Source organism: Streptomyces sp. NPDC048600 (assembly GCF_055587025.1).
The window spans coordinates 218899-242939 of sequence record NZ_JBVJGZ010000001.1 but is presented as its reverse complement, the minus strand read 5'-3'; the positions used below and the strand labels follow the sequence as shown (position 1 = coordinate 242939).

Genomic DNA, 24041 nt, shown 5'->3' with positions numbered 1-24041 from the left:
CACGTACTGGGTGGAACGCCTACTCGGCTGTGTAATTCGGGTTCTCGGGCAGCGGTGGTGAGAAGACCAGCTTGTCGTCCTTCCAGCGCACCTGGTACTCGGCCTCGCCGCCTGAATGGCAGCACTGTGGATCCGTCGGCAGATAGAGGGGATAGGACAGGGTGACTGTCTGTCCGTCCTGGCTCTTGATCGTCGATTGGGCGGCCGCGTTCACGTCGTAACCCGCGTACTCGTTGCCGTAGAAGAAGAACACGGAAACGCATTTCCCGTCGACGCCGCCGGTGCAGTGAGCGTGGATCGCGCGAAGCGGTCCCTTGAGGTTCTTCAGGGTGCCGGCCTCGGTGTCGGCCGTGTATCCGAGGCGCTTGACCCGGAGCACTGCCCGGTCGGCGTCAAAGGCCTCGTTTCGGTCTTTCGCCGGCTTCTCCGCCGCCGGGCCCGAGGTGCCCCACAGGGAAACGGGCGGGCTCGACTCCGGCCGGTCCGTGCCCGCCGACGCTCCGCATGCCGTCACCAGCGTCAGGCAGAGGACGGCCGTCGCGGCCTGGGAATTCACCGCTCTCCGCATGCCGTCACCCCCAGAAGGAGTCGCTCCAGTATTCCGTACGGCATTGCGTTCAGGTCCTCCTGGGAGATGTCGCGTGTGACGCGTCGGCAGAGTTCGGCGGCCCAGGTATTGGCAGATGCCTGTCGCAGCTGGAAGACCGCGGTTGTCCCGAAGTCCGTGCCAGATTCCCGGGTCGGGCTTTCCGGCACGCTGAGCAACAGGTGCTCGCCGTCGGGGGAGGGCACGACCGTCCGAACACGAGCGGCTGCCGGTACACGGGTCTGACTGCGGAGCCCGTCGTCGCCCCATCGCTCCACGACGTTCCGTCTCACGCTGACGGTCTCGTCGCCATCGGCGAGGAACATGGTGGTGCGGGCGACGTCCGGCGGGATGGAGATCTCACGACGCCGGCCGTTCGCATCCCATACCTCCGCGCTCCCGTCCTTGCCGACCAGCAGCAGACGCCGCCCGTCGCTGCTGAACCGCACAGCGTCCCGGTCGGACAGCGGAACGCGGGAATCGGGGACGACGACGCCCACCCGCCGTCGGCTGCGGAGGTCCCAGATCTCCACGCCGCCCAGGTCCGGGGTCGACACGGCGATCCGTTCGGACGCGGCGTCGGCTGCCATATTGGTGGCGAACCGGCTTCGGTCGACATCCGCGTCCTCGCGGAACAGCAGCGTCTCACCCACCTTGCGGCCGGTCGTGACGTCCCACTGCGAGACGGCCCCTGCCATGAGGACGACCAGACGGCCCTGCCGGGTGAATCCCAGGTCGCGGAGCTCCGTGTCGCGAGGCGCCGACTCGGCGGGCGGGTCGACGTGGATCCGCCGCAGTATCTGGAGGGAGGGCAGTTTGTAGAGCGTGACCGACTGCGTGGAGAGCTCATTCACGGCCAGTGTCTGCTCGTCGGCGTCGAACGCAACCCACGCGCGCGTCGTCTGGTAGACGCGCTCGCCGATCGCTGCGAGCCGCCGTCCGTTCCTCGGGTCCCACACAGCGACCGCCCCGCCGGCGCCGACCGTGACCAGATAGCGGCCGGAAGGCGAGAAGTGCACGGCGAAGTCGTCGTCGCCGGTGGTGAAGATGTCGGCGGTCGGGAGCGAGCCGGGCGCCGGGGCCGTGGCGACCAGCACTTCCGTCCCACGGGCGAAGGCCATGCGGCGGCTTGTGCGGGCCAGGGCGTAACGCGTGTACGGTCCCTTGGGGCCGTCCTCGGCCAGGACGAGAAGCCGTTGTCCGGTGGCGGCATCGTGAGCGGTCACGGCTCCGTTGCCGCGTGTCAGTACGACCTTGTCAGAGACGCCGACCAACTCGCCGATCGTCAGGTTCTCGTCGCTGCAGGGCAGGTCCTGGAAGAGAAGGGGGTCGGGTTTCCGGGTGGAGACATCGGTCAGCCGCCACGTGTATTCGGTGCACATCGTGGCTACCGGACGGGGCCCCGGGGCGAACCCGGGCTCGTCGTAACCGGGGACGGCGATCAAACGGCCGGTCCGCGTGTTCCAGACGCCCTGGGCCCGCACGCCGGGTCCTGAGGCCACGACTCGATTTCCGGCCGTGTCGAACACGAAGCCATTGGGTGAGCCGTCGAGAAGCGGTTCCAGGGTGACGGGCGTGGCGGTCGGCCGGTCGAGGTCCCATACCTGGGCTGTGTCGTCCTGTGACGGATGGACCAGCAGACGGCGCCCCGTGCGGTCGAAGCGCAGCTCGTCCACCGTCCGAGCGGTGCTGGTGGTGCTCGACGCGGCTCGCAGGGTCAGCAGGGTCTTGTGCTCACGCAGGTCCCAGATCTTGACGCGGTTCCCGCTGCCTCCCAGGGCCAGCCGGGTGCCGTCGGCACTGACCGCGACGGCCGTGACGTCGTCCATACGGACCAGCAGAGAGGGGCCGACGGCCCCGACGCGCCACACCGACAGTCGGCCCGCACTGTTGCGCACCGCGACGACCTGGCCGGATTCGTCCAATGCTGTCTCCGCGACCTCCCCGCCCGCGGGCAGGACGGCGTCGTACGGGGCATCGGCGAGATAGCGCGCGAACAGGTTGTCGTGGGCCTGTTGGATGGGCGCGGTGTGCCAGGCGGCGACGGACAGCAACGCGGCCTTCTCCCGATGGGAGTCCGCCTGGCCCTGGGCCTGCTGCACAAGGCCGGCCGAGAGTTCGGCTGCCTTGCTGCCTCGAACCGACTGCACTCCGACTCCGGCCAGAGTGCTCATCACCGCCGCAACTGCCGCGGCGACAAATGCTTTGCGGGAACGCCGACGCCGACGCCGGTCCTGGCCCGCCGCGACGTACTCCCGTTCGCTCTCGGGGACATCGTCCGGCCGCTCGCGTAATCGCCGCAGTGCTTGCTTGAGTTCGGAGCCACGCATCAACAGGGCCTGGTCGCGGCCGCTCTGTTCCCAGCGCGCGATGCGCTCGCGCACATGCTCCTGCCAGATCCGGAAGTCGCGGTCGGCGTCGACCCAGGAGCGCAGCGCGGGCCAGTGCTCGAGCAGCGCTTCGTGGGCCAGCGTGACCGTCTCGACGCCGTCGGACGCGCGATCGAGGTGCACCAGACGCTGTACGGCCAGGAGTTGTGCGGCCTTCCAGCAGGCAGGGTCCAGCTCGGTGCGGCGCGCGGTGCGCCCGGTGTCGACCGGGTTGTCAAGGCCTCCGTCGCCCGGGCGAACGAGCTGTACGAACAGGCGCGGCACGTCGTCGCGCACATCGCCCAGCCGCTCCTTGACGACACGCTCGGCATGCGAGGCGAGGGCGCCCGCCACACGGCCGATCTCCTCGTACGCGGCGTGCCCGAGGATGCCCTGACGCTGTTGCTCCCACAGCAGGGTGAGAGTGAACTCGAGCAGGGGCAGCGCGCCCGGGCTGCGGCCCGCGTCCGAGAGCAGCCGCTCGGCGAGCCGTTCCTCGAAACGCACGGCCCCGTGGAACGACGCGATCGGGGACAACACCACCTCACGGAGCTGATCCTTGCCCAGGCGGTCGACAAGAACCGGCGACGCCTCGCACACCCGCCCCAGAACGGGGAACCGCTGCATGGCTTTCAAGAAGTCCAGCCGCAGGGCGAAGACCAGCCGCACCAGCGGTCCGCCGTCCGCGGTGCGCCATCCGGTCATGGCCACCAGATGGCCGACCAACTTCTCGGCCGCCTCGGGCGAGCAGCGGAACAGCGTCTCGAACTGGTCCACCACCAGGGCGAGCTGGGTCGTCCCCGAGCGGGTGAGCAGCTCCCGGACGACCGGACCGGCGCCTCCGTCCCGCAACCGCTCAGCGAGCCGTTCCTTCTGCTCGAGCCGGTCCAGCGGTTCGACGTCGTCGTCCGGTTCGCTGAGCAGCGGCAGCAGAGCGGAGGCGAGCATGAGCTCCGCTCCCAGCGCGGGCTCCGGAACCAGCGAGGCGACGCAGTAGTCACCCCGTGCGCGTAGCTGGGGTACGAGGCCGGCGTGGATCAGCGACGACTTACCGACCCCGGACACCCCGATGACGGGGACGATCGACGACGTGGTGACCGCCTCGGTCAACGCCGTGATCTGCTCGTCCCGCCCGAAGAAGTGGGTGGCGTCCTGTTCCCGGAACGACTTCAGCCCACGGAACGGCGACGGCGGCGTGGAAAGGCGACGCAGTTCCGGGTGGACTTCCAGCAGGGCACTGGCGGTGATGGCGTAGGCCGCCCGTTGGAGGAACCTCCCGTCGGTGGCGACCACCATGCCGACCACGCACTTGAAGTGCTCGTCCCACAGGGGCGTACCACTGAAGCCCTGCCGGATCTCGCAGGCGCTGGTGCTCTCGAACTGCAGCCAGTCCCGTCCGCGGTCGTCGACGATCGCACCGAGCGACCAGACGCCCTCGTCGTCGCCGGCCGGGAAGCCGAACGCCCGGAACGGGTGCCCTCGGACCGCTTCCACGTCCAGCAGCCGTACAGGCTCAGCCCCGAGCGGCGGATCCCCGTCGAGCGCGAGGACGGCGATGTCACCGGAGCCGTCCTCCGCGACAGGGATGTGGGTGATGAGCCGTGCGCTCTGTCGCCGGGCCGGTCGCCCGGTGAGGGGAAAGTCCAGATCGACCGTGAGCCCCACGGCGAGGGGACTCCCCTCCTGTTGTCCGGCGACGGCCGAAACCACATGCGCGCATGTCAGTACGAGTCCGGGGCCGGCCAGGAAACCAGCCCCCTGTGGGGTGGGGAACGCGCCGCGCGACCACAGGCGGGCGATTCCGGGATTGGGCACAGGTCCGGGCACAGCCGAGTCCTCGCGCCCTTATGCCGTCACGGTGTCGTCGCGCAAGGCGACGGACTGGGTGATCGGCACAGCCTCCGTGTGCTGCCTGTCCCACTCCAAGGTGAGGGTGAGTGACCCCTCGCCGGCGGTCTTGGCGAGGAACACGCCCGCCTCCGCGGACAGCTTCAGCCCCAACTCCAGAATGATCTTGTCTGGTTGCCGCGGCAGGTCGGCCACCCGGGCGAGCACAGCATGCGCGGCTTCGCGCACACTGTCGAGACCGCGTTCCAGCGTCTCGGACGCTTCGGCCACCACCCCGCCGGACCGCGCGACCCTGACGACTGCCTGCGGCCCGCTGTCGACCTCCACCAGCACGGAACCGCCGTTCTCCAGCGGCACTCTCAGTAACTCGGGCATCGTTCCCCCGCCCACGTAGTGCGATGTAACGCGCGCCACCCTAGTGGCTACACAGGGCGATCGTGTCCAGATCGACAATTCACGGGCTGCCGTGACAAAGAGGGCCGCATACTGGCGAATGATCCCGGGCGCGTCCGAGACTTCTGCGTGTGCGTGTGCGTCTGCGTCTGCGTGCCTGCGCGGCCCTGTGCAAGGCAGGTCCACTGGCCAGGGTCGAGTTCACCCAGCGCCGAGCCGCCGTGAGGTCAGCCTCCTGGACGCCCCGGAGGGACCGCCGACCGTCGCATCTGCGTCAGCTATCGGCCCGTCGGTGGAGAGCACGTGGCGGTCGCCGGTGCGAATGTCGAGGTTCTGCACCTGGTGCGGGCAGCGGGCGGGGACGCCGAAGGGCAGATCCACGTCCAGGCGGCGCCCGGTGAGTCTGCCGGGCCTGCTCGGCGAGAACGACGACGAGGCCCTACCGGCCGCGGGCCGCGGCCCCGGTTCGCCCCCTGAGCGACATACTCGCTCGATGACCTCGGCGACCGGGACGAGCCTGGCGGCGTACCGGCCGCCGACCGGACCTTGCTGCCGGCGGACTGCTCCAACAGCCGACAAGGCGCTGCCCACGTGGACCCCCACGTGAAGCCAGTGAAGCAGCTCTCCGGGTTCGCGCCGGCAAGCGGGGGCCGGCATGGTGCCGGCCCCGGCCTCGACATGACCGTCAGCGGGGCATGAGGGCGAAGACCCCCCAACCGAGGTACTCGCGCTGGTACCTGGCGTAGCGGGCCGGTCCCTCGGAGAGCTCGGCTCTCAACTCGGCGGCCAGCTCGTCATCGGGATTCCGATCAAGCCAGCGTCGGATGTTGAGCCACTGGGCGGCCTGATAGCGGTCCCAGCTGTCCTGGTCGGCGAGCACCATCTCGACGACGTCGTAACCCAGTTCACCGAACTGATCGATCAGCTCGGGCAGCAGCCGGAAGTCGTCCTTGCCGCTTGCATGGCATGCCTCGACGGTGTGATGGTCCAGGGGGTCCTGACGCCAGTACGGTTCGCCGATCAGCAGCATGCCACCGGGGCGGAGGCTGCGACGCAGCAGATCGATCGTGCCGGCCACTCCGTTGCCGATCCAGGTGGCGCCGATACAGGCGGCGAGGTCGACGCGCTCGTCCGCGACATAGCCGGACGCATCACCGTGAATGAAAGCCACCTGATCGGCGACACCGAGCTCGGATGCCCGGACACGGGCCCTGGCCGTGAACTCGGTACTGATGTCCACACCGGTCCCGACGATGCCGTGGGCGTGCGCCCAGGTGCACAGCATCTCGCCCGACCCGCTGGCGAGGTCGAGTGCGCGCGTCCCTGGAGCCAGGTGCAGCGCCTGCCCGAGGGCAGCCAGCTTCTCGCTCGTGAAGGGGTTGTGGATGCGATGGCTGCTCTCGCGGATGGTGAAACTACGTGGAAGATCCACAGCTGAGATTCCTTACGTCCGATGAGGTCATGACGTTTGCCGGGGACGGCCTGTTGGCGCTGGCCGCCGCTGCGTGGACCGTCATGCAAGGCACCTCATTCGGACGTGCGGACTTCGAACCTCGGCGAGGCTAGGACGAGTGAGTGACGGTGTCCATCGGTTTTCGCCCGGGCTGCGCCCACCGCAGGAGTCAGGCCGTCGACCGCCGGTGCCACACCGGCGACGATCCCACCTGTCGAAGGAGTGAGCCGACGCCACGCCGCGCCTGGTGGAAGCTGTAGCGGGCCACGATCGGGCTGGTGGGCTCGCCCGCCGCATGGCGGCGATCTTGCACTCGTTGCGTGTCGGACAGGGCAGTCACGACTACGGGCGCCGCCGACGCTTGATCACATCTGGCACTGCGGGCGGCGGCGCAGCCGCTGACATTTTCTGACCGCGGCGTCGACGTCCACATGCGATGAAGCCCCCCTTCCCCCGTGAGTGCGGTGGGACGTCAGGCCGGCTGGGGAGGTGGGGCCAGATCAACTGCGGCCGAAGAGGCGGCGGCGTCCGGAGGTGCGTGGGGTGGCATCGCTGGGCGGGGGCCGGTACTCCTGGACGTGCACCTGCTCGGCTGTGGTGATCCGGGCCAGCTGGTGGTTGTACGAGTCGGGCGTGCTCACCTGTATCAGCCATGCTCCGTCGCCGGTCTGGTAGACGCTGCGCGCGGCAGTCGCCCCGTCGCGGAGGTAGACGTCGGCGGGAATATGCTCCATGGCCAGCTCCCGTGCCCGGGTGTCGGCGGCGCTACGATCGCCCTCTACCGGAACTGTCCTGACGAGCTGCCAGTGGTGGTCGTCGGCGCCGAGTTGGCGCACTTCCTCGACGAGAACCATGAACTGTTGTCCGGCGGGTTCCGGCAGGGCGTCACTGATCACGTGTGTAACGTACTTACCTCGTGTGCAGTGGGGCGAGGACATGGGGAAAGCGTTGCGCGTGACTGTGTCACCACGGCGCGGCCATCCGTAGCCGGGATGTGTGCCTGGACGGCAAGGGGCGCGTGCCTGCCCCGCGTCCAGGAGCTCTCCTGTGGATCAGCCTGGTGAAGTTGCGATCTCCTGGCCTGTCGGCGTCGGCGGAACGGCGGCCTGCGACGATGCGCATGTGAGCTATGACCTTGCTGTATGGGACGGTGACCGTCCGGTCGACGACCGCGAAGCGGGCTTTGCCTATGACGAGTTCTACGAGCGCTACTTGGGATCGGATGATGTCGTTGTGCCTCCGACGCCACGGATCGTGGCGTACGTCGAAGCCCTCGTCGCGCGATACTCGGACGACGCCGATCGCAGTGTCGTATGGGCGTCGCCACCGGTCATCAATGAGGCATCGGGCCCGATCGTGTACCTGCTGATGTCCTACGGCAAGGCTGAGGAGGTGTCCGAGTATGCCGCTGAGCCGGCTCGCGAGCACGGTCTGCACCAAGTGGGCGCGGACCGTCGCCGACAAGTGCCGTGCCAGGAACGGTGACGTCCTGCCGTACATCACCACCCGCAACACCGCCCGCGACATGGACGTCATCCGCGCCGTACTGGGCGAGAAGAAGATCTCCTACGTGGGCTACTCGTACGGCACCTATCTGGGCGCGGTCTACGCGCAGATGTTCCCCGGGCGGACCGACCGTTTCGTGCTGGACAGCGCCGTGGACCCGGCCCGGGTGTGGCGGGGCATGATCCAGGTCTGGGCGGAGGGCAGCGAGCCCGCGTTCACGCTGTGGACCAAGTGGACCGCTCAGCGCCACCGCACGTACAAGCTCGGCGACACCGCGGCCAAGGTGCGGAAGTCGTTCTGGAATCTGGTCGAGCGGGCCGACCGTGATCCGATCGAGCTCGAGGGCCAGAAGGTCAGCGGGGACGACATCCGCGCCGGCCTGCGTCCGGTCTTCTTCAGCCCCAAGGCCGCGGCCGAGGCGGTCGTCGATGTGAAGAGGGCGGCCGAGGGCAGGACGGTCACGCTGCCCTCTGTGCTGTCGGGCGAGGCGCGGGAACCCCGCCGCTTCGCGACTCCCGCCGCCGGGGTTCCGCGCGACAACGGCACCGCCGCCTTCTGGACGGTGGTCTGCGGCGACACCGCGGCATGGCCGCGCGATCCGGAGCAGTACCGGCGTGACGCGATCCGCGACAAGGCCAGGTACCCGCTGTACGGCGACTTCGGCTCCAACATCGTGCCCTGCGCGTACTGGGGGAAGCCCGCCGAGCCCGCCACGAAGGTGAAGAACCGCGTGGACCTGCTCATCGTGCAGAACCAGTGGGACTCCCAGACGCCCCTCACCAGCGGCCTCGGCATGCATCGCGTGCTGAAGGGCTCGCGCCTGGTCTACGTCAAGGGCGGTGAGGGCCACGGTGTCTACACCATGGACCCGCGCTCGTGCGCCGACCGGAACGTCAACTCCTACCTCAGCACCGGCAAGTTGCCGACCGGGGACGTCACCTGCAAGCCCGGCCGGTCCGCGGGAGTGAACCCGGGCATCGCCCCCGTACCGCCGCAGGCACCGGGCGCGCCCCGCTTCTGAACGTACCTTGCCGGGGACGGACGGCCGGGCCTGTCGGGTCCGGCCGTCGCGGGAGCTTCTTCCGGCACTTCGCTGTTCTCGCGCCGAGCGTCGCGGCCGTCACTGGTTGCCGCGCCCCCGACAGGGCCCCGATGCATGCGAGTTCGACTTCACAGATCTTCTGAAGCCGAAGCATTCCACACCAACGGACTGCTGTGGCAGGGTCGTTGTGTGACTCGCCTGGCGGATCCGCTCCGCTTCTTCAGCATGCTCGCCGCCTGGGTTGCCACCCCCTGGGCGCTCGCTCCGTACTCGGTGCTGCTCGCCGTGCTGTCGGTGATCCTCCTGCTCGCGGTGCTGACCGTCTTCGGTACCCCGGGTGACAACGGCATGGAGAGGGAGAAGATCCTCGTGCCCGTACCGGGGACGGTGACCATCGGCCTGGTGCTGTTCCAGCTGCTCGCGGCCGTCGTCTCCTCCTGGGTGGCCTGGCCGGCTTGGGCCGCCGTAGCCGTGACGGCGCTGGCCGCGGCCAGCCTGATCGCCGAGCAACCCCGATGGCGGCGCCTGCGCACCCTGCCCGCGTGAGGGTGGCGGCGCCCGAGTAGCCGGGCCTGCCCGTAGCGCAGCGCGAGGCGAACCCGGAGGTATCGCAGCAGTCGCGCGGGGGACGAAGGCGGCGACCGGCCGCGGCAAGGCCTTCTACCCCACCACGACACGGCGTGGCCTATGGCATATGCCCAAGGTATGTCGCCTGTTTGGCGGTGTCGTGAGAGTCGGTCGGCCTGCCAGCATGAGGTTCATCCCCCAGGGGAGTCGGCTCAGGTGACTGTCCGGTGACGGACGGCCGTCGGCTTCCCTCACTCTCCGCAGGCGCCGCCCTCAGGTCGGCCTTCGAACCGACTCTGCGGCTGCCTGCTGCACCGTTCAGGAGTCAACCTTGCGCGTCATGATTCAGATGCGTCCCGAGCAGGATGTGCTTCGGGCCGTCATCGATCCGAACGAGACGACCCCCGCAGCAGCCACCGTCGCCGGGGACATCCCCGGCATCGCCCTGGACCCCAACTTCGTTCCGGTCCCCGTACCCCAGCCCCAGCCGGCCGCGCCCGGCGGCGACCCGCTGTCCCTGGACCAGCCGCTGACCTTCTCCCTGGCTCCCGAGAAGGCCAGCGTTCTCGTGCGCGGGGAGATCCAGGACTACGACATCGCCAGCCGGTACGCGATGCTCGCCACCGCCCGTCCCGACATCGTCGGCATCTCCTCCGACCCGGTCATCGAGAGCATGCCGACCTGCGGCGGCGACGCCCCGGTGGGCGACTGGCGCGACGTCCAGCGCAAGCTGACGCACGCCCTCGAATCCGAGGGCCTGGAGGGTGCCGGCGTCGCCCTCGCCGTCCTCGACACCGGCATCAACGTCCAGCACCTCTCCCAGGTCATCGGCCACGAACAGACCGTGGACGCGGCCCGCAGCTGGAAGCCGGCCGGAGTGGTCGGGAACTTCGGCCAGTTCGACGTGGACCACGGCACGATGTGCGCCTTCGACGCCCGGATCACCGCGTCGAAGGCGACGCTCCTCGACCTCCCCATCCTGCTGTCGCGGCGCCCCGGTGCCACCGTCATGGAGGGCTTCCTCTCCGACGCGATCGCGGCCTTCTCGCACCTGCGGTTCATCCTCGAGGACATGCCCGAGGAGCGCCGCGCGCTGGTCGTCAGCAACAGCTGGGGCTCGTTCAGCCCGAGCTGGGACTTCCCGCCCGGGCACCCCGGAAACTACTCGGACAACCCGGCGCACCCCTTCAACCTGGCCGTCACCGCCCTGGAGCAGGCGGGCGCGGACATCCTGTTCGCGGCGGGCAACTGCGGCCGGGAGTGTCCGGACGGCCGCTGCCAGTTCCCCTCCCGTCCGATCAACGGAGCGAACTCGCACCCCCGGGTGCTGTCCATCGGCGGCGTGAACGTGGACGGCGTCCGCGTCGGCTACTCCTCCCAGGGGCCGGGCCGGCTCAGCCGCCGCAAGCCGGACGTCTGTTCCTTCACCCACTTCGCGGGGTCGAAGGCGTTCGGCGAGAACAGCCCCGACTCCGGTACGTCGGCGGCCTGTCCCGTCGCCGCCGGTGTGGTGGCCGCGGTGCGCTCGCAGCTTCCCGTGAGCAAGCTGTCGCCGATGGAGATGCGCACGCTGCTGCGTCGTACCGCCAACGACGTCGGCGGGGCGGGATTCGAGTTCGACCACGGGTACGGCACGATCGACACCGGCCGTATCGTGGACGTGATCCGCAAGCTCCGATAGCGGGTATCTCGCTCAGGGAGAGCCATGGCTCCGCAAGGACCGTACGTCCTCGTCACCGTCACGCTCCCACGAGGGGCGACGCTCTCGGACGCCATACGGGAGTACGGGCTGACCGCCGACGATGTCGACGAGACGTACGGCGTCGTGCTCGTGGAACCCGACAGGGGCACCCACGTCATGATGGTCAGTGAGAGCGCCGCCGCCCGGATCACCGGGACGGACGCCGCACGCGGGCCGTTCGCCAACCCGAAGATCGAGCCCTACGGACCGCCACAACCCGGTCCGGCGGACGACGGTCAGGGCTGAGCAGCCCGTCCGTCGTAGTGCGGTCAGGGCGGAATCGTCTGTGTGTGGCCCCGGTCGGCGACGGCGCCGGTCGGGGTCACACATGGCGCCCGGTCGACCGCGCCGGGTGGACGCGGAAGCCGCTCGGCCTTGCGGCCTTGCGGTGTTGCTCGGCGTTCCGGCGCCGCCCGGCGCGGGTCGTCGTGCTCTGGACCCTGCGTCGCCGACGCCGAGCACGATCCTGGTCGTCCTCGCCTGCCACCGCGCGGGGCGCATGCTCACCGAGCGCCGACCGCCGGAGCCGGTGCCGCACGGCCCCGCCCGGAGCACGGATCGGCAGATCAGCCGGTGGGGCCGACGGCTGGTTTCGGCGCGTTGTCGAGGAGTTCCCGTACCAGTTCGCCGACCTGATCGGTCTCCAGCAAGAACCCGTCGTGACCGTGCGGTGAGCGGATGACACGTACGCCGTCCGCGGACGGTATCCCTTCCGCCAGTTCCTCCTGCTGCGCCAGGGGATAGAGACGGTCGGAGTCCACCCCGGCCACCACCGTCCGGGCAAGTACCCGGCCGAGAGCCGCTCGCCGGTCGATGCGGCCCCGCCCGATGTCATGGGTGTTCATCGCCTCTACCAGGGCGACATAGCTCGCCGCGTCGAACCGTGTCACGAGCTTGGCGGCATGGTGGTCGAGATAGGACTCGACGCTGTAGCGGCCGCCCAGCCAAGGCTGTTCCTCGCCCTGGGCCCTGTGGCCGAACCGGGTCTGGAGTTCTTCGGCCGACCGGTAGGTGATGTGCGCGATGCGGCGGGCGATGCCCAGGCCGGTGTGCGGCCCCCGTCCGGGACCGGCGTCGTGGTAGTCGCCGCCCTGCCAGTGGGGGTCGGCGCGGATCGCCTGGATCTGTGCGGTGGCCCACGCGATCTGGTCCGCGCTTGCCGCCGCCGGGCAGGCGAGCAGCAACAGGGCGGACACGCGCCCGGGTTCACCGACCGCCCACTCCAGCGCGCGCATGCCGCCCATGGAGCCCCCGATCACCAGGGCCCAGCGCTGGACGCCGAGCGCGTCGGCGAGTCCGGTCTCGGCACGCACCTGGTCGCGCTGGGTCAGACGGGGGAAGGCACCACCCCAGGGATGTCCGCCGGGGCCTGTGGAGGCGGGGCCCGTGCTGCCCTGGCAGCCGCCCAGCACGTTCGGCGCCACCACGAACCACCGGTCGGTGTCGAGTGCCCTGCCCGGGCCGACCAGCGCGTCCCACCAGCCGGGGGTGGGGTGACCGGATCCGGCGGCGCCGGCGACGTGGCTGTCGCCGGTCAGGGCGTGCAGGACGAGCACCGCGTTCGAGCGGTCGGGGGCTAGCCGCCCCCAGGTCTCGAACGCCAGCCGCACACCCGGGAGGTCGCCGCCCGCCTCCAGTGCCAGCGGTTGCGTGCGCCGGTACCACCGGCGGCGGCCGGGCGGGTCCCCTTCCCGCCACGCACCGGTGGCGGGAAGGGGGACCGTGGTGGCCGCCGCCGTCGCGACGGGGTTCAGGACGCGTCCTTCGCGGCGCGGAAGCCTGCCTCGAGGTCGGCCTTCAGATCGTCCGGGTTCTCGATACCGACCGACAGGCGCACCAGTCCCGGGGTGGTGCCGGTGGCGGCGAGCTGTGTCTCGTCGAGCTGGCTGTGGGTGGTGGAGGCGGGGTGGATGACGAGGCTCCGTACGTCGCCGATGTTCGCGAGGTGGCTGAACAGCTCCAGTCCGTCCACGAATCGTCGGCCCGCTTCTACGCCGCCCCGCAGTTCGAAGGAGAGCACGGCCCCGGCGCCGCGAGGCAGGTAGCGGAGCCCTGCCTCGTACCAGCGGTTGGACGGCAGGCCGGGGTAGTGCACCGCGGCCACCTCGTCCCGCTGTTCGAGCCACCGCGCCAGCTCCAGGGCGTTCGACGAGTGCCGTTCCAGTCGCAGGCTCAGCGTCTCGACACCCTGCAGGAGCAAGAACGCCGAGTGCGGGGCGATGGCGGGGCCGAGGTCGCGCAGCAGTTGTACGCGCAGCTTGACGGCGTACGCGCCCGCGCCGAGGGCGGGCCAGTAGCGCAGGCCGTGGTAGCTGGGGTCGGGCTCGGTGAAGTCGGGGAACCTCTCGGGGTGCGCGCCGAAGTCGAAGGTGCCTGCGTCGACGACGACGCCGCCGATGGTGGTGCCGTGGCCGCCGAGGAACTTGGTGGCCGAGTGAACCACGACGTCCGCTCCGTGCTCGATGGGGCGCAGCAGGTACGGGGTGGGCACGGTGTTGTCGACGATGAGCGGCAGGCCCGCCGCGTGGGCGACGTCGGCGACGCCCCGGACGTCGAGCACGTTGCCGCGGGGGTTGCCGAGGGTTTCCGCGAACAGGGCCTTGGTGTGCGGCCGTACGGCGGCCCGCCAGGCCTCGAGGTCGTCGGGGTCCTCGACGAACGACACCTCGATGCCGAACTTCGGCAGGGTGTGGTGGAACAGGTTGTACGTGCCGCCGTAGAGGGAGGCGCTGGAGACAATGTGGTCGCCGGCCGAGGCGACGTTCAGGATCGCGAGGGTCTCCGCGGCCTGCCCGGAGGCGAGGGCGACGGCCGCGACGCCGCCTTCGAGGGCGGCGATGCGCTGCTCGAGGGCGTCCTGGGTGGGGTTGTGGATTCGGGTGTAGATGTTGCCGGGTTCGGCGAGGGAGAAGAGGTCGGAGGCATGCTGGGTGTCGCGGAAGACGAACGAGGTGGTCTGGTAGATCGGGACGGCTCGGGCGCCGGTGGTGGGATCGGGAGTGGTGCCGGCGTGGAGCTGCTTGGTCTCGAACGACCAGGCCGGTACCTCGAGTTCGGAGGATTCGATCTCAGGGGTGTGACCTGCGGTGACGGCGTCGATGGGCTGGCTCATGGTTCTCCTCGGGGGGTGAGTGTGAACGGTGGGGTGGCAGAAGGCCGCAGCTGAGGGGGGCAGACACGGTCCCGTGTTTGGGCACTCGGGCACGACGGAGGCGGCGAGGACGGCGCGGCGGGGAGGTCACGAGGTCACTGCCGTTTCGCGATCCGGCCCAGAGCGCGTGCACCCGCACGGCGTACTCCGGCGGCCCGTCCGGCACCGGACGGTTCCCGTCCGACGGCCCGGCAACCATGGCAGGCGTGGAGGCAGCCGAAGTCGTACAGGCTCAGCGGCCGGGAGGACGGAACTGCGCGCGGGGCGAGTACGCGGAATGCGTGTGGGAAGCGCGGGGCTGTGCCGCGCGGCGCCGCGTCAGCGAGTGACGGGACAACCCGTGGTCGTGACACGCACGTAGTCGACGTGGCGACGGGTCACGAGTACGGTCATGTGCTCAGGAAACCACAGGTGAGGCGCGGTGCACCAGGACTTTCAGCCGAACCGGCGAGACGGGCCACCGCGCGTCCCGCCCCGGAGCACGCCGCGCCCGCTGCCTTCCGTAAGCCCGTGGTGTCCCAACCTCCTTACTGCTCAACCAGGTTGGTGAAGAATGCACTGCGCGTCGAAACTTATGCGCACGGCGTCCTGGCCGTCGGGATTTCTCCGGGTTCGGCGTGAGCCGGAGGCGGATTCGTGAGGCTGGCTCGTGCGGCGGGTGCCAGGACGGACGGTTCGATCTCGGCGTTGCCGGGGGTTGGCGCCGACTGGCGAGCCCGGCGAGGAGTGAGGGGGTTCTCGGCGCCTCGGCGGATCAGTGATCATTCCAGATGGCACATGGAGACCCTGACGCCGACTTCCCCACCCTCACCGCGATCGGCCGACGAACGGATGACGGCGACAGTGCCCCGGCAGGACGCCTCCCGCCCTTGCCGGGGCGTCGTACGCGCCCCTCGCCGTCCGAAGGCGCTGTTGTGCTGCTGGGCCGCACCCGTGTGTCCGACTCGGCGCACGGCCTTGTAGACCTTCCCAATCTGCCGCTGGCGACGGCCAAGTCACCTTCCCTGATGGGGCTTGAGGGTCCGTCACAGAAGTCGACCGGGCCGTCACGTCATCCTTTCGCGTCCGGAGCCACTGGATCCGGTACCGCCTGGCCAACTGGCAGGGAAAGGGGCAGGTCGGAGTGCATTCTGAGCGGTCTGGGAGGAAAATGGAGAGGTGTGAGAGCGCGCGCCGACGGCATCCGCCAGGTGATCAGTAACAGGATGTGAGCAGGATGGTTGACCGTGCAACGAGCGGTCGGGGCACGGCCCGGGAGCGCACGGCACGGGAGCGCACGGAGCGTGACGCCCGGGACTCTCGTGGCACCGACGACTCCCGCGACTCTCGTGACAGCCGCCGTCATGACCGGCCCCGGCATCAGGTCCGCATTCCCGGCTTCGCTCGCGAAGGTGCGGAGATCGGTCTGGGTGACGCCGTCGCACGGGTGACCACGGCGGTCGGCATCCGGCCCTGCGGCGGCTGCGAGCGCCGTGCCGAGACGCTGAACCGGTGGATGACCATCGGCGGCGAACGGGACCGCTGACGTACGGCCGGGCGCATTCATCCGCTCGGCAGGACTTCGCCGGGCGTTTCCGCGCGGCAGGACTTCAACGAACCTTGCCACGCGTTCCGGCCTGACGGCCCGACAGAGTGTGTGAGGAGTGACTGATGGACGCCGAGATCACCGACCCTGTCATCGCCACCAGCCCCCCGCCGGAGGCCGAGACGAGGCCCCCGACCCCGACCTCCGCCTACGCCGTTCCCACGCTGGACCCGGAGGACCTCCGGCCCGCGCGCCCCGCCGCACCCGCTGTGTCGGCCGTGACCCAGGCCTCCTGCGGCTGTAGCGGTGCCGCCTCGCCGGGCGGCTCGGAGGTCGAGGCCGACCCGGCCCTCGGCTACGTCTACGTGCTGGGACGCGTCCACGCGGTGTTCCCCGACCTCTCCGTCCAGCACGAGTTCTTCCAGGCCGCCGGTGCCGGCGGCAGGACCGACAGCTCGGACGCCGAGGCCATGTACCGCGTCCTCTCCGCTCCGGAGAACCGTTACATCGCCCGGCAGATGTGCTTCGTGCTCTCCGTCCAGGACGTCGCCACCTACATTCTGAAGCCCGCCGACCCGACCGAGCTGGACGAGCTCGTGGAAGCCCTGCGCCCGGTCAGGGACCACCGAGATCTGGCCGTGGTCGTCGGCCGTCTCGGCCCGGTCGTGCCTCCCGGCGCCTGCCAGGGCCTGTCCGTACCGGAAGTGAGCGTCCTGAAGGTCTGGGCCTTCGACAGGAAGGAACTGATCGGGGCCATCGAGCGCCCCGAGGACGTCTCCAAGAAGGAGTTCGGGCGGGGCGCGACGGAGACGCTCGACCGCATGCTGCAGCTCAGCGACAACGCCGGCACCCTGCCGACCGCTCGGGCCGTCAACTTCCTGACGGTCAGGTCCCAGGAGATCTACCAGACGTCCCACCGCAAACGCGAAGCGGGTTACATCCTCTCCGGGGTGGAAGCCGGACCCTCCCGGCTGAGCACACGGTCGCAGACCGTCGTCACGGTCGTCTTCTCCTACACCCACCGTCAGACCAATGTCGTCGAGAAGTGCTTCGCCCGCGTCGGCGTCACGGGGCCCTTCCCCTACCTCGTGACCGCGTTCCAGAGCTACTGCAACCGATAGAGCTACTGCACCGATAGACAGGCGAGACAGAAAGGAGGCGAACGGACATGCGTATCCCTGGATTCACTGTCGAGCCGCCGGCCCACGGTGTGAGCCCCGGTGACCGACTCCACCCCCAGTTCTTCACCTGCGAGGAGGAGCTGGCCCCGGTGTGCCGCAACCGGTGCAAGGGCGTGCCCGACTCACGGGCGTGCGTGCGGCGGTGCCTGGCCGAGGTCTGCTCGGAGAAGTGGTGACCCCGATGCGTATCCCCGGATTCGAGCGCCCCGTCGACAGGGCGACCCCGGTCCCGCAGGCGCCGGACGACAGGCTGTTCCCGCAGCTGGAGTCGTACTGTTCGCGCGAGTGCCGTGCGGAGTGCGACTTCGACCACGACCACGGCTCGCCGGAATGGTCCGAGTGCTTCGACTCTTGCATGGCGACGTGCCGCTGACCGAGCGGCACCCATCACCACCTCGTGATCCACCACCACATCGAGCGGAGGTGACCCGGCATGAGCCTGCCAGGATTCACCCGACCCTCACCGCCCGCAGCACCCGGCGACCGCCTCGTGCTCCAGCACTTCACCTGCGAGGAGGAGCTCGGGCCGTTCTGCGAGAACATCTGCGAGCGCTCCTGGAACCCCGCCCGCTGCGTCCGCGACTGCATCCGCAGGAACTGCTACACCGACCGGGGACCGAGATGACGTAGAGGTGCCCATGGACCCCTTGGACATGGTCGGCCTCACGCCGCTCATGGCGCGGACCTCCGGCCGGTCCTCGGTCGTCGTCGGCCTCATCGACGGCCGCGTCGCCGTGGACCACCCGGCGTTCGCGGGCCACCCCGTCCGGGAACTGCGGCCCAACGGCGGCGCGGAAGCCTGCCGCGGCGGCGACGTGTGCTGCGCGCACGGCACCGCCGTGGCCGGGCTCATCGCCGGAGGCCGGGGCGTCTGCGCCGGCTGCACACTCGTGTCCCGGCCCCTGTTCGCGGACCGGTCGGCCGACGGCACTCCCGCGACCTGCCTCACCGGCGTACGGATGGGGGAGCTGGCCGAGGCGATCGTGGAGACCATCGACGCGGGCGTCCACGTCCTGAACCTCAGCATGGCGCAGCCGGCACCCTCCGGTGTGCGTGACCACGCGCTGGAGGACGCCCTCGATCACGCCGCCGCCCGGGGCGTGATCGTCGTGGTCGCCGCGGGGAACCAGGGCCGTCTGGGAGCCACAGTCCTCACCGACCACCCGTGGACGATCCCGGTGATCGCGTACGACCGCGCCGGGCACCCCATGCCTCAGTCCAACCGAGGCGCGTCCATCGGCCGCCAAGGCGTCGGCGCTCCCGGCGACCGCGTCCCCGGCCTCGCACTCGACTCCCGCACCCTCGTCCTGAGCGGCACCAGCGCCGCCGCGCCCTTCGTCACGGGCACGGTCGCCCTCCTCCGCTCAGCCTTCCCGAAGACCAGCCCGGCGGCCGTGCGGTACGCGGTCACCCACGGCGCCGTCCGGCGGCGCTCGGTGACGCCGCCGCTGCTCGACGCCTGGGCCGCGTACACGTCACTCCGGGCGATGCCGGAGTGACGGGCGCCGGGCCGGTCCCCGCCGGGCCGGCCGAAGACCGGCCGCCGGCACCGCACCGCAGCGCACCGACCACGGAGGCAAGATCATGAACACCCTCGGCCCCGACACATCCCCCGGCTACCTCAAGCGATCGGCCGAACCGGTCCGTGAGCACCTGTCCGCCGCCACACAGCTCCAGACCTTCCTGGCGGGTGCCGGCGACCTCACTCTGGACCAGCGGCGGCTCCTCGTCGACCAGGCCCTGGTCCTGATGGAGGGCAACTACGTCCACCTGCCCCTGAAGATCGCGATGCACGCGGTCAACCCCGTGCAGCGGCTGCGGCTCATCCGCCGCGAGCTGGAGCGGCAGACACCCGAGACGATGGGACCGGAGTGGGTATTCCACGCTCAGATGGCCCAGGTGTTCCACTCGGTTCGCGACCTGCACACCAACTACCGGCTGCCCGATCCCTTCGCGAAGAAGATCGCCTTCCTTCCGTTCCGCGTCGAGGAAGCCGCTGACGGACCGAAGCCCCGCTTCCTGGTCACCCGTATCACCGAGGGCTTCTCCGCACCCGGCTTCGAACGCGGCGTCGAGATCACCCACTGGAGCGGTATCCCCATCGAGCAGGCCGTCGAGCTCAACGCCGCCCGGTTCGCCGGCAGCAACGCCGCGGCGCGCCGCAGCCGGGGCGTCCAGTCGCTGACCGTGCGCTCGCTCTCGGCCCATCTGCCGCCGTTCGAGGAGTGGGTGACCGTCAGCTACACGGACACCGACGGCGTCGCGCGCGAGCTGCGGGAGCACTGGCAGGTCGTGGAGAACCTTCCGCCGATGCCCGCACCCAGCGGTGACGCGGCGCTCGTGATGGGCGTCGACGACGAGTCCGAGGAGATCGGCCGGGCCAACGTGATGCTCTTCGCCCCGCACGTCGTCGCGCAGCAGCAGGCCGTGGAAGCGGGACAGTCTCCGGTCGCCGCGGCTGGCGAGATCGTGAGCACGATGCCGCAGGTCTTCACCGCCCGTACCGTCGACACCCCGTCGGGCACCTTCGGTCATCTCCGCATCCACACCTTCAGCGTCCAGGACGCCGAGGCCTTCGTCGAGGAATTCCTCCGGCTCATCGGTGAGTTGCCGCAGAACGGTCTCATCCTCGACGTGCGCGACAACGGCGGCGGCCTGGTCTGGGCGTCGGAGTTCACCCTCCAGGCACTGACCCCGCGTCGGATCACGCCGGAGCCGTTCCAGTTCATCAACACGCCCCTCAACCTGCGCCTGTGCCGCGCCCATGCCAGTCTCCGGCCCTGGCTGGAATCCATGGAGCAGGCCGTCGAGCTGGGCGCCGCCTTCTCCGCCGCGGTACCCCTCAGCCCGGAGGACCGGGCCAACGCGATCGGCCAGCGCTACTTCGGGCCGGTCGTGCTCATCACCAACGCCCGCTGCTACTCCGCCACCGACATGTTCGCCGCGGGGTTCCAGGACCACCGGATCGGCACCGTACTCGGCGCCGACGACAACACCGGAGCAGGCGGGGCCAACGTCTGGGCGCACGCCGACATCATCACCTTCTTCCCGATCCCGGACACGCCGTACCGTCCGCTGCCGAACGGTGCGGGGATGCGCGTGTCGATCCGCAGGTCCCTGCGGGTCGGCGACCGTGCCGGCACACCCCTGGAGGACCTCGGCGTCGTACCGGACGAACGCCATCGCATGACCCGGCGGGACCTACTGGAGGGCAACGTCGACCTCCTCGCCCGCGCCGGCGCGCTCCTCAAGGCGCAGCCCGTCCGGGAGCTGACCGTCACCGACGCCACGCACGCCGACGGCTCGCTGCGCCTGAAGCTCAGGACGGCCAACGTCGACCGCGTGGACGTCTACCTCGACCGGCGCCCCCGTGCCTCCGAAGACGTCTCCGACGGTCAGGTCGAGGTCACGGTCCCGGGTGCCAACGGCGCCCGGTCGGTGCGGGTGGACGGCTTCGCTGCGGGCGAGCTCGTCGCGGGCCGCACCGAGCAGCTCTAGGAACGGGCGTGGCCGTGACCGGGACGGGGGCCAGTCACGGCCAGGCGCCGTCCTGCCTCGACGAATTTGCGCCAGCCGTGGCGGGATCACCTGTCCGAGCGCGGCACGCCGCGAAAGGCGATGATCTCGTCTCCTGCCGCGACGAAAAGCTCGTTGCGGGAGGTCACTTCAAGGGCCTGGATCGGACGGTTCAGGAGCAGAAGCCGTTCTGTGTGGCCGCTCTCCGGTGTCCACGCGTGTACCGCCCCGTCACGGCCGCCGGTGAGCACGGTCAACCCTGATGCTCCGTACCGGCAGGTCACCGCTGTGACCGGCCCATCGTGACGGGTGTCGCACTGTGTGAACACTTCCCGGCGGACAGCGTCCTCAAGACGAACGGAGCCGTCCTCGGCCCCGCGGCAGACAACGAGCAGGCCGTCGAAGAGGGCGTGGACCGAAGGTCCGGTCGGCCCTGTCCGGTCGGGGCCGGGGTCCAGTTGCCCGGGCTCGAGCCCGGTGGCGTGGTGGTGTGGCGCGGGGCCGGCGTCGATCAGGCGCAGTCTGCCCGGTTCGTGGATCCAGTTGCCTCGGGAACTGTCAGTGAGTCGTACGACGGTGAGCCCGGCGACCTGGATCCGCTCCGCGTGAGTGAAAGCGAGGGGGTGGGGGCGGTTCGAGCGGGACTGCCCCGTGCGTCCGTTCAGTACGGCGTAGTCGCCGCTCTCGGCGGGCAGTACGAGCAGTTCGGTGTGACCGTCCGCGGGTAGGGCGAGGATGCGGGCGGGCGAGGGGTGGCAGCGGACTGTCCACCGCGGTACCCATGGGAGGCCGCTGCCGTGGGCGGGGGAGGCCAGTTTGCTTGCGAGTTCGGCGTTTCCGTCCCTGAGGGCCGTCAGACTCGCCGCGGTTCGCCGGTCACGCACGGAGTGCCGACTGTCCAGCAGTTGCCGCACGATTGACGACGGCAGCCTCGCCGCGTCGGGGGTGTTCGACACGGCTTCCCGCACGGAGCGGGGGTCGGCGTGCAGGAGATACCCGGGGTCGCTGAGCAATTCGCCTTCCAGACCCGCCTCTGTGGCGAGAGCGAGGGCGTGTCGCAGGACGTACGGTTCGGCTGCCTGCCAGTCACGTGACGGGGCGGCTCCCAGCGGACGGAGCAGCAGTTCCAGCAGCGAGCGGCGCCACTGGGGGGCGGCGGAGTGTGCGAAGTCGTCGACAAGATAGTCGGCGATCGACTGGTGGAAGAGACGGTAGAGCAGTGACCCGTCCGTGTCCGTGGCTGTACGGAGGTAGAACCGGGCTGCTTGAAGCGTTCCTCTCAGTTCATCGTGAGAGGGTTCGGGCGGTACGTTCCGTCCGTCGCGGCCGGCCGTGAACAGCGGGGCGACGCGCTGCAGCGTGGAGACGGGCATGCCCAGCCCGTGCGCGGCGCCCAGGGCGGTGAGGACGGGGCGCAGCCAGAACAGCTCTGGCTGCGAACGCAGTTCCAGTTCGAGGAACTCGGTCAGGCTGCGCGGAACTTGGTGGGCGGCCTCCGCCGCGTCGTGCGGATCGATCTGTGTGTCGTGCACGGAGTTGGCGAAAGTCCGGGCGCACAGGCCGGCGACGAGAAACGTGCCCCAAGGCAGTTCGGGGGTGTTCCGGTTGACCAGGGTGGACGCCAGCTCGCGGGCGAAGACACGGACGACGGACCCGCGATGGCGAAAGGCGCGCGTGGACCGCAGTATCCCCGCGACGTACTCCGCCAGATCCATGGTGAGTTCGTGCGCCGGCGTCCGGTCGAGGTCGATGAGCAGACCGTCGACGGCTGCGGCGTCGAGCAGGAGCGCGTACTGCGAGTACGGCCGGGTGGCGACCAGGATCCGGGCGAGGGGGCGGCCGTCCGGCCGAGCCCGTTCGGTGAGCGGGAGCAGCAACTGGTGCATGACATCGGTGCTCTGCACCATCTCGTCCAGAGCGTCGACCACCACGATCGGCGGTGTCGGCATGCCGCGCAACTCCTCCAGAAGCCGCTGCGGAGTGCGCACGTCGGCGCCCAACTGGCGGCCCACTGACGCGCAGACCTCGAACAGGTCGCGTTGGCGTGCGTGGACGGCGGCGAAGCCGGTGGTGGCGGGTGCCGGAACATGGGCTGCTCGCAGCCACAGTTCCCTGCTTCTGTCGTGCAGGGCGGGGTGGGCCGCGCTGACGAGGACACCGAGCAGGGCCGACTTTCCGGCGCCCGGGGCACCGGTGACGAGTGCCGGACCCGGAGCGTCCGGGTCGTCCAGCCAGTCGGACAGCAGCGCGAGCTCGTGCCGACGGCCCGTGAAGCGCCCGAGTACGCCGCGACCGTGTTCTGCCACGGCCGAGCTGCCCGAGGCACGCTCCATGAAGTGGTGGGGGTCGAGGCCGCTGTCGGCGTCCTCCACGAACGGCAGCACCGCCGGGTCGAGGCTGCGGTGCAGCAGCCCCTGCCTGCGCGCGCCCACGTATGCCGGGTTGGCGAAGAAGGGCGGGTTCCGGCTCCCGCTGTCCGGGTCGGGGGTGTGCGGGGGTTCCACGACGACTACGTCGCTTCCGCCCGCGCGCGCCATCTGCCGTCGCAACTGTGAGGCGATGACCGGGAGCGGTACGAACGGCAGGGTCGGATCGACGTCGAGTTCCCCCTGCCGCAGGCGGTCGAGCACCGTCACGAGGCTGCGGGTGAAGGTGCCTTGGGCATGCGGTCCTGCTCCGCTGTCCGTCCCGAGGATGAGCCATGCATCGGGTGGCAGAGACCTTCGAATCCTGCCGACTTCGCCGACCGAGGCACGGCAGGTGTCCAGGACGAAGAGGACAGAGGACTGTGAGCGGTCAAAGGGACCAGGAGAGTCGACCGGAAAGTCGGTATGGGGCGCCGGGCCGTCCGACGCGAGATGCCCATGACCGGCGAAGTAGACGATGCAGATGTCTTCGGGATGCCGCCGGAGGAACTGGGCTGCCCTGGACCGCGCCGACCAGGGGGCCACGTCGAAGGAGGTGACGCACGCGTAGCCCAGGGAACCGAAGGCCTCGGCGGTCTCCCGCACCAGACGGGTCGTCATGTCTGGTGAAGAAAGCGACGGTTGCTCGCTCTCGGCATCGCCACCGTACTCGTACGGTGCGATGCCGATCAGCAGGGCACGGCTGTGCCCAGGGCCCGGCGAGTCCAACGGATGACCTCCTGCTTGCCTCTCGACCC

The 24041-nt window shown here is 70.0% G+C and carries 19 protein-coding genes and 1 pseudogene; 12 read left to right on the top strand and 8 right to left on the bottom strand.

The window, feature by feature from the left end; all coding sequences use genetic code 11:
- Positions 1 to 19: 19 nt before the first annotated feature.
- The 5 genes from ACZ6SQ_RS01045 to ACZ6SQ_RS01025 form a co-directional block, all read right to left on the bottom strand.
- A complete protein-coding gene (locus ACZ6SQ_RS01045; RefSeq protein WP_469555193.1) occupies positions 20 to 556 on the bottom strand; it encodes an LppP/LprE family lipoprotein in 537 nt (178 codons plus the stop codon).
- Positions 553 to 4770 carry an nSTAND1 domain-containing NTPase gene (locus ACZ6SQ_RS01040; RefSeq protein ID WP_469555759.1) on the bottom strand — a complete coding sequence of 1406 codons (4218 nt, stop codon included), beginning with the start codon at positions 4768 to 4770 and terminating at the stop codon, positions 553 to 555. Before ACZ6SQ_RS01040 ends, ACZ6SQ_RS01045 begins: the two co-directional genes overlap by 4 nt.
- 30 nt (positions 4771 to 4800) lie before the next feature.
- Positions 4801 to 5178, bottom strand: coding sequence for a CU044_2847 family protein (locus ACZ6SQ_RS01035; protein ID WP_469555190.1), 378 nt, complete (start codon positions 5176 to 5178; stop codon positions 4801 to 4803).
- A gap of 703 nt (positions 5179 to 5881) precedes the next feature.
- Positions 5882 to 6628 (bottom strand): SAM-dependent methyltransferase, encoded by a 747-nt coding sequence (locus ACZ6SQ_RS01030; RefSeq protein WP_469555188.1) that lies wholly within the window; start codon positions 6626 to 6628, stop codon positions 5882 to 5884.
- Between the two features lie 521 nt (positions 6629 to 7149).
- The gene (locus tag ACZ6SQ_RS01025) at positions 7150 to 7545 is read right to left on the bottom strand and encodes a hypothetical protein (protein ID WP_469555187.1); all 396 of its coding nucleotides are present in this window, start codon (positions 7543 to 7545) and stop codon (positions 7150 to 7152) included.
- Between the two features lie 151 nt (positions 7546 to 7696).
- Between ACZ6SQ_RS01025 and ACZ6SQ_RS01020 the strand changes: the two genes are divergently transcribed.
- The 5 genes and pseudogenes from ACZ6SQ_RS01020 to ACZ6SQ_RS01000 all read left to right on the top strand — a co-directional run bounded on the left by ACZ6SQ_RS01020 (position 7697) and on the right by ACZ6SQ_RS01000 (position 11751).
- The gene (locus tag ACZ6SQ_RS01020) at positions 7697 to 8134 is read left to right on the top strand and encodes a hypothetical protein (RefSeq protein ID WP_469555185.1); all 438 of its coding nucleotides are present in this window, start codon (positions 7697 to 7699) and stop codon (positions 8132 to 8134) included.
- Positions 8088 to 9176: pseudogene (locus ACZ6SQ_RS01015) on the top strand (alpha/beta fold hydrolase); the annotation flags it as partial. The gene ACZ6SQ_RS01020 and the pseudogene ACZ6SQ_RS01015, both read left to right, overlap by 47 nt.
- A 210-nt stretch (positions 9177 to 9386) precedes the next feature.
- Positions 9387 to 9743, top strand: a complete 357-nt coding sequence (locus ACZ6SQ_RS01010; protein ID WP_469555183.1) for a hypothetical protein — start codon at positions 9387 to 9389, stop codon at positions 9741 to 9743.
- A gap of 361 nt (positions 9744 to 10104) precedes the next feature.
- The gene (locus ACZ6SQ_RS01005; protein ID WP_469555180.1) at positions 10105 to 11445 is read left to right on the top strand and encodes a S8 family serine peptidase; all 1341 of its coding nucleotides are present in this window, start codon (positions 10105 to 10107) and stop codon (positions 11443 to 11445) included.
- Between the two features lie 24 nt (positions 11446 to 11469).
- Positions 11470 to 11751 (top strand): hypothetical protein, encoded by a 282-nt coding sequence (locus tag ACZ6SQ_RS01000; RefSeq protein ID WP_389334166.1) that lies wholly within the window; start codon positions 11470 to 11472, stop codon positions 11749 to 11751.
- A gap of 320 nt (positions 11752 to 12071) precedes the next feature.
- Here ACZ6SQ_RS01000 and metX read toward each other — a convergent pair whose 3' ends face one another.
- Positions 12072 to 13259: a homoserine O-acetyltransferase MetX gene (gene metX / locus ACZ6SQ_RS00995; RefSeq protein ID WP_469555756.1), complete on the bottom strand. Its 1188-nt coding sequence runs from the start codon at positions 13257 to 13259 to the stop codon at positions 12072 to 12074.
- Positions 13256 to 14617, bottom strand: coding sequence for a bifunctional o-acetylhomoserine/o-acetylserine sulfhydrylase (locus ACZ6SQ_RS00990; protein WP_469555177.1), 1362 nt, complete (start codon positions 14615 to 14617; stop codon positions 13256 to 13258). The genes metX and ACZ6SQ_RS00990 overlap by 4 nt, the downstream gene beginning before the upstream one ends.
- A gap of 1255 nt (positions 14618 to 15872) precedes the next feature.
- On the opposite strand from ACZ6SQ_RS00990, the gene ACZ6SQ_RS00985 reads away from it, so the two are divergent.
- From ACZ6SQ_RS00985 to ACZ6SQ_RS00955, 7 genes are all read left to right on the top strand, one after another.
- Positions 15873 to 16181, top strand: coding sequence for a hypothetical protein (locus tag ACZ6SQ_RS00985; protein WP_469555174.1), 309 nt, complete (start codon positions 15873 to 15875; stop codon positions 16179 to 16181).
- 125 nt (positions 16182 to 16306) lie between these two features.
- A complete protein-coding gene (locus ACZ6SQ_RS00980) occupies positions 16307 to 17302 on the top strand; it encodes a cyanobactin maturation protease PatG family protein (protein ID WP_469555172.1) in 996 nt (331 codons plus the stop codon).
- 47 nt (positions 17303 to 17349) lie between these two features.
- Positions 17350 to 17538, top strand: coding sequence for a hypothetical protein (locus ACZ6SQ_RS00975; RefSeq protein WP_469555169.1), 189 nt, complete (start codon positions 17350 to 17352; stop codon positions 17536 to 17538).
- A gap of 5 nt (positions 17539 to 17543) precedes the next feature.
- Positions 17544 to 17735 carry a hypothetical protein gene (locus ACZ6SQ_RS00970; RefSeq protein WP_469555166.1) on the top strand — a complete coding sequence of 64 codons (192 nt, stop codon included), beginning with the start codon at positions 17544 to 17546 and terminating at the stop codon, positions 17733 to 17735.
- A gap of 60 nt (positions 17736 to 17795) precedes the next feature.
- Entirely contained in the window at positions 17796 to 17987 is a 192-nt protein-coding gene (locus ACZ6SQ_RS00965; protein ID WP_469555163.1) for a hypothetical protein, read from the top strand.
- A 13-nt stretch (positions 17988 to 18000) separates the two neighbouring features.
- Positions 18001 to 18861: a S8 family peptidase gene (locus ACZ6SQ_RS00960; RefSeq protein WP_469555159.1), complete on the top strand. Its 861-nt coding sequence runs from the start codon at positions 18001 to 18003 to the stop codon at positions 18859 to 18861.
- 85 nt (positions 18862 to 18946) lie between these two features.
- Complete coding sequence (locus ACZ6SQ_RS00955; protein WP_469555157.1) at positions 18947 to 20860, top strand: S41 family peptidase; 1914 nt, start codon at positions 18947 to 18949, stop codon at positions 20858 to 20860.
- An 86-nt stretch (positions 20861 to 20946) separates the two neighbouring features.
- On the opposite strand, the gene ACZ6SQ_RS00950 is transcribed toward ACZ6SQ_RS00955, so the two are convergent.
- On the bottom strand, positions 20947 to 23904 hold the full coding sequence (locus ACZ6SQ_RS00950; RefSeq protein WP_469555154.1) for an AAA family ATPase: 2958 nt from the start codon (positions 23902 to 23904) through the stop codon (positions 20947 to 20949).
- Between the last annotated feature and the right edge of the window lie 137 nt (positions 23905 to 24041).

Coding starts and splice junctions, on each gene's coding strand:
- ACZ6SQ_RS01035 (WP_469555190.1), bottom strand. CDS start 5,178: ATGCCCGAGTTACTGAGAGTGCCGCTGGAGAACGGCGGTTCCGTGCTG.
- ACZ6SQ_RS01005 (WP_469555180.1), top strand. CDS start 10,105: ATGATTCAGATGCGTCCCGAGCAGGATGTGCTTCGGGCCGTCATCGAT.
- ACZ6SQ_RS01000 (WP_389334166.1), top strand. CDS start 11,470: ATGGCTCCGCAAGGACCGTACGTCCTCGTCACCGTCACGCTCCCACGA.
- ACZ6SQ_RS00990 (WP_469555177.1), bottom strand. CDS start 14,617: ATGAGCCAGCCCATCGACGCCGTCACCGCAGGTCACACCCCTGAGATC.
- ACZ6SQ_RS00985 (WP_469555174.1), top strand. CDS start 15,873: ATGGTTGACCGTGCAACGAGCGGTCGGGGCACGGCCCGGGAGCGCACG.
- ACZ6SQ_RS00980 (WP_469555172.1), top strand. CDS start 16,307: ATGGACGCCGAGATCACCGACCCTGTCATCGCCACCAGCCCCCCGCCG.
- ACZ6SQ_RS00975 (WP_469555169.1), top strand. CDS start 17,350: ATGCGTATCCCTGGATTCACTGTCGAGCCGCCGGCCCACGGTGTGAGC.
- ACZ6SQ_RS00970 (WP_469555166.1), top strand. CDS start 17,544: ATGCGTATCCCCGGATTCGAGCGCCCCGTCGACAGGGCGACCCCGGTC.
- ACZ6SQ_RS00965 (WP_469555163.1), top strand. CDS start 17,796: ATGAGCCTGCCAGGATTCACCCGACCCTCACCGCCCGCAGCACCCGGC.
- ACZ6SQ_RS00960 (WP_469555159.1), top strand. CDS start 18,001: ATGGACCCCTTGGACATGGTCGGCCTCACGCCGCTCATGGCGCGGACC.
- ACZ6SQ_RS00955 (WP_469555157.1), top strand. CDS start 18,947: ATGAACACCCTCGGCCCCGACACATCCCCCGGCTACCTCAAGCGATCG.
- ACZ6SQ_RS00950 (WP_469555154.1), bottom strand. CDS start 23,904: ATGACGACCCGTCTGGTGCGGGAGACCGCCGAGGCCTTCGGTTCCCTG.